The organism is Sphingomonas psychrotolerans (assembly GCF_002796605.1).
Taxonomy (GTDB): Bacteria; Pseudomonadota; Alphaproteobacteria; order Sphingomonadales; family Sphingomonadaceae; genus Sphingomonas; species Sphingomonas psychrotolerans.
Window position 1 is genome coordinate 299,637 of sequence record NZ_CP024923.1, and the last position, 12,513, is coordinate 312,149.

Genomic DNA, 12,513 nt, shown 5'->3' on the forward strand with positions numbered 1-12,513 from the left:
GCAAGCCCCGCAGAGGGCTGGCAGGGGAGAATGAGCGTGGAAGCCAGAGCGCCGTCAGACGCACGGGGATTGTCGTCGGGGCGCACCGTAGCGCTGCTCCCGATCGTGCTGATCGTTGCCTTGTTCTTCCTGTGGGGCGTGGCGAACAATCTCAACGACGTGCTGATCGCGCATTTCAAGAAGCTGTTCACGCTGAGCGATCTGCAGGCAGGGCTCGTCCAGTCGGCTTTCTATCTCGGCTATTTCTGCCTCGCTATTCCCGCCGCCTTGTTCATGCGCGCTTATGGCTATCGCGCCGCGGTGCTGGCCGGGCTGGGGCTCTATGGCGTCGGCGCGCTGCTGTTCTGGCCGGCGGCCGGCGCGCAGAGCTATCCCTTCTTCCTCGCGGCCTTGTTCGTGATCGCCGGCGGGCTGGCCTTTCTCGAGACGTCCGCCAACCCGCTGATCGCGCGCCTCGGTCCCGAGGAGACCGCGTCGCGTCGGCTCAATCTTGCCCAGGCTTTCAACCCGCTCGGGTCGATGACCGGGGTGGTGCTCGGCAGCCAGTTCATCCTCTCGGGCATTTCGGTCTCGCCCGGCCAGCTCGCGGCGATGGACCCGGCGGCGCGCGCAGCGTGGCGCGCAAGCGAGGCCGCGTCGGTACAGATTCCCTATCTGCTGATCGCGCTCGTCGTCATCGGCTGGGCAGTACTGATCCGCGTCGTGCGCTTCCCCCCGGTGGCGACCGAGCGCGACGTGGACGAGGGTGTCGGCGCGTTCGGCGATTTCCGCGCATTGCTGCGCGAGCCGCGCCTGATGTCCGGGGTGATCGCGCAATTCTTCTATGTCGGCGCGCAGGTGGGGGTGTGGAGCTATCTGATCCGTTACACGCAGGTCGCCGTGCCGGGGACGGGCGAGCACGAGGCCGCGGGCTGGCTCACGCTCTCGCTGGCATTGTTCATGGTCGGTCGCTTCGCCGGTGCCGCGCTGATGGGCCGGGTCGCCGCGCTGCCGTTGCTGGCGAGCTTTGCCGGCATCGCCGCTTTGCTCTGCGTCGCCGCCGCCCTGGTGGGCGGGATGCCGGGTGTCGTGGCGCTGGTCGCGACGAGCTTCTTCATGTCGATCATGTTCCCGACGATTTTCGCCGAATCGGTGGCCGGGCTGGGGCCGCGCACCAAATCGGCAGCGGCGTTGCTGGTGATGGCGATCATCGGCGGCGCAGTCCTGACCGCGCTGATGGGCTATGTCTCGGATGCGAGCGGCTCGATCCTGTGGGCGATGCTGGTGCCGGCGGGCTGCTTCGTCGTGGTGCTGGCGTTCGCGCTGCAGGCGAAGATCCGACCGGCTTGATCGACGCGCATTGGGCGGGCCAAATCGATCGCCTGGCGCATCTGGACGACCGGACGGCGGAAAAGGGAGTTAAACGCCGCCCGGCCGCACCCCTTAGGGGGGAACCCTGCGGAGCCTAACCTTCATACTCCTGAATGCGTCTTTCGGCCAGTACGCAAAATCCCCGAAGTGGTACAGCTCACGGTAGCGGGCGGATGTCCTCCGCGCGCACTTTCCAGCCGCGTCGCGGGAATCCCGGCGCGACTCCGTCCGACCCTTCCCAACCCGCGGCCATCATCCCCACTGCCAGCAGCAGCGAGCCGTTGGAGGGGAAATACGTCTCGGCGGCCCGCGCGAAACCGGGTCCATCGGGGCCAGGACCCGAAGTGCCGGCAGCCGGGCCGATCAGCTGCTTCTCTTCCTGCAGATGCACGCGCGGCGTCATCCCGCTCACGCCCCAGCGATTGTTGGGCACATCGCGGAACAGCCATTCTACCGCTTTCTCCGGATCGCCCAGCCGCGCCGCGGTCATCGCGATCACCGGAAAGTCCCAGCCCCAGGTCTGGCGCAGGTCCCAATGCGCTTCGGTGGCGGCGAGGGTGCGGCGCATCGTCGCGCGATCTACCCGGCTCCCGGGGATCAGCCCGAACGCCATCAGGAAGGAGGGATGGTCGCGGTTGAGGCAACGCGGCGGCGTGGCGTGGCGGCTGCATTCGGGTGCGGCGCTGGTGCGCCAGAAATCGGGTCCGCTCTCGACCGGCAGATACAGCCCGTCGCGCTCGGGGGGCGGCGCGAGCCCGGCGATCACCCGGTCCCACTCCGCATTGCGCGCAAGGCCGCGCCGCTCGCGCCAATGCTGTGCGGTGCGTAGCGCCCAGCGATAATATTCGAGTTCGAACGCGGGGTTCAGCGTGGTGAGCGGCGGGTGATTCTCCTGCACCGGGATGATCGGTGGCCCGAGCACATAGCGACTGCCTTCGCGCCGCGGCCAGCTGGCGAGCAGCGCCGCGGTCTGCTCGACCATCTCGCCATATTTCGCCAACGCCGCCTGATCGCCGCCCGCCCGATAGACGAGTTCGGCCAGGTAGATCGGATGCGGCTGCTGCCACATGATGAACGGATTGACCGTGCTCGGGCTGTTCCACCCGTTCGGCCCGGCCATCTTGCTCCACCACGCACCCCGCACTCGGTGACGCCGGGCGAGCTGTTGGGCCTGGGGCAACATCTTCAGATACCAGCCGAGGCTGCGTTCGAGCAATTGGGGCCGGCCCCAGCTCGCCCAATGCCCGGTATGGAAGATCGGCATCTCGAGGTGGAACTTGCCGTTCCAGCTGTTCGAGAACAGCCCTTCCTCCTGCGGCGGAACCTCGCCGGTCTGATTGATCGCGGCGAGATATTGCGAGAGCACCACGCGCCGTTCGAGCTCTGCGGCCCGCGCGTCGGTGCTGCCGCTGAAGTCGATCGCGCCACCGTGCATCCAGTAATCGCGCCAATGCGTTGCGACCGCCGCAACGGCATAGGCGCCGGGCTGTTGCCGGGTACGTTCGAAGCTGACCGTCGCATCCAGCCGGTCGCCGCCCTGACGAAGCACACGAAAGCGATGCGGGCCGGCTCGCGCGATCATGCCGCCCGGCGCGCCGATCGCCGAATAATAATGCGTCGTATCGAGCGTGCGCTCCGCCACCAATTGCCCGGCGCGCTGGCTCAGGACCCGCGTGCGATGCGCCTCGTCGTGCGTCCAATCGGACGGATCGGGATTGAGCTTCGCGGATATGCCGGGATAGCGGACATCGACGCCGATCCTGCCCGAAGCGACCAGCGGCGAGCGGATCGACACCATCACCATGTCGCGGCTCGGGTGCACGCGCGTCTCCACCGTCACCGGCTGGCCGTCGAACACGAAGCTGCTGACGAGCGCGCCCGACCACAGGTCGAGCCTCTGGCGGGTCCCGGTGATATCCGCGAACCGCGCCTGCGTGCCATCCGCCCGGAGCAGCGCGAGGCTTACCCGGCCGAGCGAGAAGCGGTGCGGATTCTCACGCAGCCATTGCAGCGCGGGCCTTTGCGCGATCTCGGACCAGTCGCGGATCCACGGATAAGGCTGCGCGCCCCGGCCGGGGACTGGCACCATCACCAGCCCGTCGCGCTCGGTATAGCCCCTGGGGTTAGGGAAACTGTGCCACGCCCATTGCGCCATGGTCAGCAGCGGCGCGATCGTCGAATATTGCTCGGGAAAGGTCTGCAGCCCGGTGATGTCGGCAGTGAAACCCAGATTGCCGTTGCCGAGCATCAATGGGGCGTGCGGGTCTACGCGGGTGAGTGTCACATTGTGGCGGGTGACCAGCGCCTGCCGGTCGATTGGCTGGCCGGCGGCCGGGGAGGTGAGGGCCGTTGCCGCGAAGACGAGCAGGGGCCACCGCATCTCGCGCCGCCTCATATAACCCCCTCACCCCGGCGAAGGCCGGGGCCCAGAGCCACAAACGCTGCCCTGCGAGGCTCTGGATCCCGGCCGGCGCCGGGATGACGCGGGAAGGGGAGCGTCACTCTACGCCCGCTGCATCCGCGGCGGCTGCGCCACCGGATCCTTGTGCCCCGGCATCTTCGGATAATCGGGCCAGTCGAGCCCGCTGACCAGCTCGCCGATCTTCACTGGCTTGCCGGTCTCGAAGCAGCGGTTGGCGGCAACGCCGATCAGGATCGAGGCGGCCCCGCTGCGCTCGTCGGCGGCGCGCAGCAGCGGGTCCTTCGGTGCGTTCGGATCGAAGATGTCGGCGAGCATCACGGCGTCGCCGCCGCCATGCCCGCCCGCGCCGGTCGCCGGCACGATGTCGCGCGGATTCCCGCGCATCGGCACGATCCGGGTCTTGATCCGGTCGCTCTCGTCCTGGCCGCTCGCACCGGCGACGCCGGCCTGCTCGACCACGCTGTGCTCGAGCCGGCCCTTCGTGCCGTTGAAGGCGATGTGATAGCCTTCCCACGCATTGAACGCGTTGAGGCTGTAGCTCAGCGTCGTGCCGCCGGCATAGCCGACGATCACGTTCATTGTGTCCTCAATGTTGATTTCGGGGCGCCAGACGCACTGATCGCGGAAATAGCCCTCATATTTCTCGTTATCGAGGAACAGCGCCTTCAATCCCGGATCGGCAGCCATATCGAAATAGAAATTGCATTCGGCCTTTTCGGGGCAGGTGCGGCAGCGCTGATGCGGCCCCTGCAAGCCGAAGCGGCGCGCCATCTCGGGGGTGTAGAATTCGCGTTTGCCGGTGGCGTTGACGCTGACCGGCAAGTCCGAGAGCCACCAATTGACCAGATCGAAATGGTGCGTCGCCTTGTGCACCATCAGCCCGCCGGAGATCGCCTTGTTCGAATGCCACCGGCGGAAATAATCGGCGCCGTGGACGGTGTTGAGCAGCCACTGGAAATCGATCGACAGTATGTCGCCGATCTCGCCCGACATCAGCAGCTCCTTCACCTGGCTGCGGAACGGCGAATAGCGATAGTTGAAGGTCACGCGGATGTGCCGCCCGCTGCGTTTGACTGCGTCGAGGATGCGCTGTGCCTTCTCCGCGGTGGTCGTCATCGGTTTTTCGGTGATGACGTCGCAGCCGGCGTCGAGCGCGCGGACGACATAATCGTCATGGAACGCGTCGGGCGTGGTGATGATCACTGCGTCGGGCTTGAGCTCGCGCAGCATCTTGTCGAAATCGGCCGCGAGATACGGCGCTGGGGGCTTCGCGCCGGCCTTGGTTGCGCGGGCGGAAATATGATTGAGCCGGCCGGGATTGGTGTCGCAGGCGGCGATCAGCTCGCCATGTGCCTTGTGGGGTCCCCACAAAGCTTCCTGGTACAGGCGATTGCGGCTGCCGACGCCTACCGCGACATAGCGCTTGCGCTTGTCCGCGGCGACGCTTGCCGCATTGGCGTCGAGCGCAGTCGCGAGCGCGGTGCCCGCCGCGAGTCCGCCCAGAACGTCACGCCGCCGAACGGCGGGTCCTTCGCTACGATCCATGCTCAATCCTCTCCTGCCGGGCTTTTGCGCCCTTCTTTCGAACTTCAGCGGCGTGTCGTCTCCACCAGCGCGTCGCGGGTGATCTGGTCGATGCTGGTGCAGCCGGTCAGAGCCATCGCGACTCGCATCTCGGCCTCGACCAGCTTGAGCATGTGGCTGACGCCCGCCTCGCCGCGTGCCGCTAGCGCGAAGGTCCAGGCGCGGCCGAGCAGCACGCCCTTCGCTCCCAATGCGAGCATCCGTACCACGTCGAGTCCGGAGCGCACTCCACCATCGGCGAGCACGGTCAATTTGTCGCCCACTGCGTCGGCGATCGCCGGGAGGGCGTGCGCAGTCGAGGGAACGCCGTCGAGCTGGCGGCCGCCATGGTTGGAGACGACGATCCCGTCGGCGCCGATCTCGGCCGCCGCGCGCGCGTCCTCGGCGTCGAGGATGCCCTTGATGATCAGCGGGCCGTTCCAGCGCTCGCGGATGAAGTCGAGGTCGCGCCAGCTCACCGTGGGGTCGAAATTGCCCCGCATCCATGCGAAGAAATCCTCGAGCCCGGTATTCTTGCCGAGCACCGGGGCGACGTTGCCGAGCTGGTGCGGGCGGCCGTGCACGCCGACGTCCCACGCCCAGCCCGGGCGCTGCACTGCCTGCCACATCCGGCGGAGGCCGCCGGACATGCCGCTCGCGCCGGCAAGGCCCGAGCGATAGTCGCGATAGCGTGATCCCGGAACCGGCATGTCGACGGTGAAGACCAGAGCGTTACACCCCGCCGCGGTCGCCTGGTCGAGCAATTCGCGCATGAACCCGCGGTCGCGGATCATGTAGAGCTGAAACCAGAAAGGCGCACTCGTCCCGCGCGCCACTTCGCCCAGGGGGCAGGCGGAAACGGTGGAGAGGCAAAAGGGAATGCCCGCTTTCTCCGCCGCGCGTGCCGCCTGCACTTCGCCGCGCCGCGCGCTCATCCCCGCCAGCCCGATCGGCGCCAGCGCGACCGGCATCGCCAGCTTCTGCCCGAACAGCTCGGTGGTGAGATCGAGCGACGAGACGTCGCGCAGGATGCGCTGACGCAGTGCGATCGCCGCGAGATCGTCGACATTCCGTTTCAGCGTCACTTCGGCATAGGAGCCGCCGTCGATATATTCGAACAGGAAATGCGGCAGCCGCCGGCGGGCGAGCTCGCGATAATCGAGGGTGGAAGCTGCTTGTCTCATTGCGTGATATGCTGTGCCATAAGATGGAACCCGCTGTCGAGCCAGCTTCGGCGGTCGTCACGATGCGCGCAAGGCTTGGCGCTGACCAGCGGTAAATGATAGCGCTCCCAACCGCCGGCGGCGACCGGTGGGGGAGAGCGCATATGTGGAAGTTCGTGAGCCTGGCTGTGGCGCTGGCAATGCCGGCGGCGGCGCAGGCGCAGGCGACCTACACCAATCCGATTCTCTATGCGGACTATTCCGATCCCGACGTGATCCGCGTCGGGCAGGATTATTATATGGTGGCCTCGAGCTTCCATTTCTCGCCGGGCATCCCGGTGCTCAAGTCGCGCGACCTCGTCCATTGGACGATCATCGGGCATGTCCTGCCGCGGCTGCCGTTCGGGCCGCTCTACGACATGCCCGGCCCGCACACCCTCACCGACAAGATCTCCAAGCCGATCGGCGGCACCAAATATGCCAGCGGCGTCTGGGCGCCGAGCATCCGCCATCACGCCGGCAAATTCTGGGTCTATTGGGCGACCCCCGACGAAGGCGTGTTCATGGCCACCGCCAGCGATCCGGCAGGCCCGTGGACCGCGCCGGTCGCGGTCATCGCCAAACCCGGCCTCGAGGATCCATGCCCCTTTTGGGATGACGACGGGACTGCCTGGCTCGTCCACGGCAAGGTCGGCGCCGGCCCGCTGGTCCTCCATCGGATGCGCCCCGACGGCACCGGCGTGCTCGACGAAGGCACGGTGATCGCCGAGGACAAGGAGAAGCTCCCCGTCCTCGAAGGCCCCAAATTCTACAAGCGGAACGGCTATTATTACATCTGGGCGCCGATCGGCGGGGTCGGCACCGGCCCGCAGGCAGTCGGCCGCGCGCGCGACATACGTGGTCCGTACGCGTGGCGAGTCGTCCTCGATCCCGGCACCACCCCGGTGCAGGGGCCGCACCAGGGCGGCTATGTCGAGACGCCGTCGGGCGAGGGCTGGTTCGCGCATTTCAATTCGACCGGGGCATTCGGCCGCATCGTCCATCTCCAGCCGGTGCGCTGGGCGGACGATTGGCCGCTGGTCGGCCAGCCGATCCCCGACAAACAATCCGGACAGCCGGTGCTGACATATCGCATGCCAGCCGCGGCGACTGCCGATCGCCTGCAGGATTCGGATGAATTCGCCGGCCGCACGCTCGGCCTGCAATGGTCGTGGAACCACAACCCCGTCGACAGCGCGTGGAGCCTGGCACGGCGCCCCGGCTGGCTCCGCCTCACCGCGATGCCCGCCGACCATCTCGTCACTGCGCGCAACACGCTCACCCAGATCCTTCAGGGGCCGCGCACCCGCGTCACCACACGGCTCGACATCGGCCATATGGCGGAGGGCCAACGCGCCGGGCTTACCTTGTTCGGCGTGCGGCCGAGCTGGATCGGCGTGGTGCGCAGCGCCGGCATCAATCGAATCGCGGTTGCGGCGGAAGGCGAGGAAACCGCCGGCCCGCGACTCGCCGGCGCGACGGTGGTGCTCGCCGCCGAAGTGAGCGAGGGACAGGCGGTGCGTTATTCGTACAGCCTCGACAATGGGCGCAATTTCGCCCCGCTCGGTCCGCCGCTCTGGCTGGCGCGCTTCTCATGGTGGAAGGGCTCGCGGCCCGGAGTTTTCACCTTCACCCGCGGGTCAGCCGGCCTAGTCGACATAGACTGGTTCCGTGTCGCGCGCAGCGACCGTTGAACGCCGGTCGCCGACGCAAACCCTAATCACACATGTGGCATTTTTGCCGCAAGTCACGGGTTTCGTTTTTGCATCGCGGCAATGAAAGCGCGACCATCTGTTAAGTACTAGAAATTGTTTGGAAAACTATCGCACACAGAGCATGTGTTCGACTGTTGACAACGTAAGACAATTTGGTAGCGTTAACATCGAGTGGCGACCACGCCGGCTCATATAAAAAACCATGCGGCGTGCTTTCGGCATGCTGACGAGGAGGGGACAGATGAATAGCTTACGGCTCACGCCGGCGCTCGCGCGCACGGCTTCCGCAATCGCCATCACCGCTTGCCTGATGATGCCCGGCATCGCAGCGGCGCAGGACGCCGCAGCGGCGCAGGCAGACCAGACAGCGCAGGACGATACGGCCACCGGCGAGGACATCATCGTCACCGGCATCCGCGCGTCGCTGGACCAGGCGATCGCGATCAAGCGCAACTCCGCCGGCGTCGTCGACGCGATCTCCGCTGAAGACATCGGCAAATTCCCCGACACCAACCTCGCCGAGTCGCTCCAGCGTATCACCGGCGTATCGATCACCCGCGCCAATGGCGAAGGCTCGCAGGTCGCAGTCCGCGGCTTCAGCGGCGGGTTCAACCTCGTGACGCTGAACGGCCGCCAGCTTCCCTCCACCAGCATCGACACCAGCACCGGCAACGCCTTCGCGCGCGGCACCGGCCGCTCGTTCGACTTCCAGAACCTCGCGTCGGAAGGCGTCGCCACGCTGGAAGTCTACAAGACCGGCCGCTCCAACATCCCTTCAGGCGGCATCGGCGCGTCGATCAACGTCGTCACGCGCCGCCCGCTCGACGCGCGGGAAGACGGCTTTTCCGGTTCGATCGGCGCCAAGGCGCTGTATGACCGCTCGGTAGAGGATGCCGAGGGTGATCTGAGCAAGATCACGCCCGAAGTCTCCGGCCTGATCAACTGGAAGAACGATGCCGGAACCTTCGGCGTCACCGTGTTCGGCAGCTACCAGCTGCGCGAATCGACTTCGATCCAGTCGAACCCGAACTATTGGAACATCGTGCCGGTGGCCGCCTTCATGGCTCGGGACGGCGTCTACACCACGCCGACCACGAACATCACCAACGCCCCGACGACGCCGTACGTCCAGATCCCTAACGACAGCCGCTACCAGTTCTCCGAGAATCGCCGCGAGCGCATGAACGGCCAGGCGGTCGTCCAGTTCAAGCCGTCGGATGCCATCGAGATCACCGTCGACGGCCTCTATGCGCGGAACAAGCTGAGCGACGAGCGCAGCGAGCAGACCAACTGGTTCCAGCGTCCGTTCAGCGACGTCACTTTCGACGACAACAAGCAGATGCAGAGTGCCGTCATCCTCGCCGAGGCCAAGCAGGCGGACAAGGGCTACGAGCAGCAGCGTTTTGCCACCGATACCGAATTGTATTCGATCGGCGGCAATCTGAAGTGGAACTTCACCGACGCCCTGTCGCTGACGCTCGACGCCAACCACTCGAAGTCGACGACCAATCCGGACAATTCGAACGGCTCGTCGGCGACGACGATCTCGATCGGTGCGCCGGTCCGCGCAACGCATCGCGTCGACTTCACCAGCGGCTTCCCGCAGCAGTCGGAAACGATCAACGACTGCAACGCGACCAACGGCGGCCGCGGCGGCAACTGCAACAACCAGCTCGATATCGGCGATATGGGCACGCAGATCGCGCGCACGATCACCTCGGAGCAGGAAGCCCGGATCAACCAATACGGTGCGGAATTCGCCTGGGACCTGGGCGAGGGGAGCCGCTTCACCTTCGGCGGCGATTATGTCGATGCGAAAATGCGGTCGGCGACTTCCGATACTCAGCAGATGCTGGGTGACTGGGGCATCACCGACACCGGCCTCGTAAACCAGCTGGCCAGCGATCTCGTCAAAACCTACTGCATGACCTGCAAGTTCGACAAATATGATCCGGCTTCGACCGGGTCGGCGCTGGTCGCGTTCCGCGGAAACGCAGTCGATCTGCTCAATGTCTTCTCCCCTTATTATACGAACAGCGGGATCGCCGGCAGGGGCGTCATGCAGCAGGGGTCGGCCGACGACACGGTGGGCGAGAAGACCTGGGCGGTCTACGGCCAGATGGCCTGGTCCGGCGAAATTGGCGGGCGCCGTGCAAATGCGCTGATCGGCGCCCGCTACGAGCAGACGAGGGTCAATTCGCTCAGTCTCCAGTCGGTGCCGGCGGCGATGCGCTGGACGCAGGACAACGACTTCAACGTCGACGGTGGACCCGCCGGCGGTGCCGTGACCGTAAAGGCGAAGTACGACAATCTGTTGCCGTCGATGGACTTCAACATCGAGGTGCTCGACAACGTGATGGCGCGTGCCTCGTTCAGCCAGACGCTCGCCCGGGCGGACTATGGCAATTTGTTCGCATCGGTGACTGCGAACGCGCCGAACCGTCCGACGGCACTCGGTGCGGCGCCTGCGGGCGCAACCAGGCAGGATCCGGCGCTGCTGCCGCTCGAATCCGACAATTTCGACGTGTCGCTGGAGTGGTATTACAAGCCTTCGAGCTTCGTCTCGGTCGGCTTCTTCAACAAGAATGTGCGCAACTTCATCGGTAACCAGGTCACCAACGGCAACCTTTTCGGCCTGCGGGATCCAGGCTCGGGTGCCGCGGGCTCACGTTCCGGCGTCGCGCTGAATTATCTCAGGTCCAACGGAATTGCCCTGAGCGACATCAATCTGTTCGCATACACCGCGCTTCTGGTGCAGAATAATGGAAACGCCGCGGCCGCAACCACGGCGTTCCAGGCGAACTATAACCCCGTCACCGGCAATCTCGACCGGATCAGCGGAAGCTTCTACAATAATCTTGCCACCTCGGTCGACATTCTCGGGGATGCCAACGATCCGCTCGTCAACTTTGCGATCAGCGGTCCGGTCAACAACCGCGAAGGCAATATCCACGGCTTCGAAGTCGCCTGGACCCACTTCTTCGGGCAAACCGGCTTCGGCTTCTCGGCGTCGTACACCAAGGTCGACGGCGACGTGAACGTGGATCCCTATGCCGATCCGAACGTCAACATCTTCGCGCTGACGGGGCTGGGCGACAGTGCCAACCTCACTGCCATCTACGACAAGGGCGGTCTTTCGGCCCGCGTCTCGTACAACTGGCGCGACAAGTATCTGTCGGGAACCAACCAGGGCGGCAACCGCAACCCGCTGTTCACCGACACCTTCGGCACGCTGGACGCGAACATCAGCTACGACATAACCCAGAACTTCTCGCTGTCGCTCGAGGCGGTCAATCTGACGAGCGAGTCGTTCCGGCAATATGCCCGTACCGAGACCAATTTGGTCTATGTTCAGGAGCTCAAGCCGCGCTTCTGGCTTGGCGGGCGTTTCCGCTTCTGACCGAATTCGGGAGTGGGCCCCGGTCCACTCCCGATAAAGGGGGAGAAAGGCCGCCGCGCGCTGTGCAGCGGCCTTTTTCTTTTGTCGGTTGCAATCGCGCTGATAGACCTGAGCCGAAACAGGAACGGAGCGGATGAACCCCGTACAGATCAATAATATCGATCATGCCGATCTGCGCGTCAGCCCGAAGGCGGGCGCCGCGTTCGGCGACGCCGCCAATCAGGCTCTGGTGTTCCCCGCCGAGTTCGAGGAGCTCCAACGCGAGTTCGCGATCATATTCCGCCGTCGTGAGACCGGGCTTCAGGCCTATGCATTGCTGGGGCTGGACCGAGACGAAAACCTGTACTTGTCCGGCGATCGCTGGACGAGCCGCTATGTGCCCGCCAGCCACCAGCGCGGACCCTTCTCCATCGGCATATCGCGGGACTCCGTCGATGGTGCGCCGGGCGAGCCGATGATCCATGTCGACATGGACGATCCGCGCGTCGGGGAAAGCGAAGACCTGCCGCTGTTCCTCCAGCATGGCGGCAATGCGCCCTATCTCAACCAGATTTCCGGCGTGCTGCGGCTGCTTTACGAGGGGATAGAGAGCGCTCCGCCCGCTTATGCCGCGCTCGACGACGCCGCGCTGCTCGCGCCGGTTACGCTCAGCATCGATGTGAGCGAGGATCGCCGTTACACCGTGCCCGACGTGCTCGTGGTGGATATCGAGCGGCTCGCCGCGCTGGCCGGCGAACCGCTGGAGCGGTTGCACCGCTCGGGCGTGCTGCGGCTGGCCATCCTCGCCACGGCATCGCTCGGCAACGTCCAGCAGCTGATTGCACGCAAGCAGGCGCTACCGGATCCGATCGGCTGATCGCG

Annotated in this window: 7 protein-coding genes; 4 read left to right on the top strand and 3 right to left on the bottom strand. The window is 65.6% G+C overall.

Annotated features, from left to right (window positions below):
* The first annotated feature begins 30 nt into the window (after positions 1 to 30).
* Entirely contained in the window at positions 31 to 1,329 is a 1,299-nt protein-coding gene (gene fucP / locus CVN68_RS01395; RefSeq protein WP_100280621.1) for an L-fucose:H+ symporter permease, read from the top strand.
* Between the two features lie 178 nt (positions 1,330 to 1,507).
* On the opposite strand, the gene CVN68_RS01400 is transcribed toward fucP, so the two are convergent.
* The 3 genes from CVN68_RS01400 to lldD all read right to left on the bottom strand — a co-directional run bounded on the left by CVN68_RS01400 (position 1,508) and on the right by lldD (position 6,519).
* Entirely contained in the window at positions 1,508 to 3,730 is a 2,223-nt protein-coding gene (locus CVN68_RS01400; RefSeq protein ID WP_100284141.1) for a hypothetical protein, read from the bottom strand.
* Positions 3,731 to 3,853: 123 nt separating this feature from the next.
* Positions 3,854 to 5,317 carry a Gfo/Idh/MocA family protein gene (locus CVN68_RS01405; protein ID WP_100280622.1) on the bottom strand — a complete coding sequence of 488 codons (1,464 nt, stop codon included), beginning with the start codon at positions 5,315 to 5,317 and terminating at the stop codon, positions 3,854 to 3,856.
* A gap of 44 nt (positions 5,318 to 5,361) precedes the next feature.
* Positions 5,362 to 6,519 carry an FMN-dependent L-lactate dehydrogenase LldD gene (lldD, locus tag CVN68_RS01410; protein WP_100280623.1) on the bottom strand — a complete coding sequence of 386 codons (1,158 nt, stop codon included), beginning with the start codon at positions 6,517 to 6,519 and terminating at the stop codon, positions 5,362 to 5,364.
* Positions 6,520 to 6,662: 143 nt separating this feature from the next.
* Here lldD and CVN68_RS01415 point away from each other — a divergent pair, with 143 nt between their 5' ends.
* From CVN68_RS01415 to CVN68_RS01425, 3 genes are all read left to right on the top strand, one after another.
* A complete protein-coding gene (locus tag CVN68_RS01415; protein WP_100280624.1) occupies positions 6,663 to 8,231 on the top strand; it encodes a glycoside hydrolase family 43 protein in 1,569 nt (522 codons plus the stop codon).
* A 262-nt stretch (positions 8,232 to 8,493) separates the two neighbouring features.
* Positions 8,494 to 11,652: a TonB-dependent receptor gene (locus CVN68_RS01420; RefSeq protein ID WP_199560176.1), complete on the top strand. Its 3,159-nt coding sequence runs from the start codon at positions 8,494 to 8,496 to the stop codon at positions 11,650 to 11,652.
* A 133-nt stretch (positions 11,653 to 11,785) separates the two neighbouring features.
* On the top strand, positions 11,786 to 12,508 hold the full coding sequence (locus tag CVN68_RS01425) for a SapC family protein (RefSeq protein ID WP_100280625.1): 723 nt from the start codon (positions 11,786 to 11,788) through the stop codon (positions 12,506 to 12,508).
* The last annotated feature ends 5 nt before the right edge of the window (positions 12,509 to 12,513 follow it).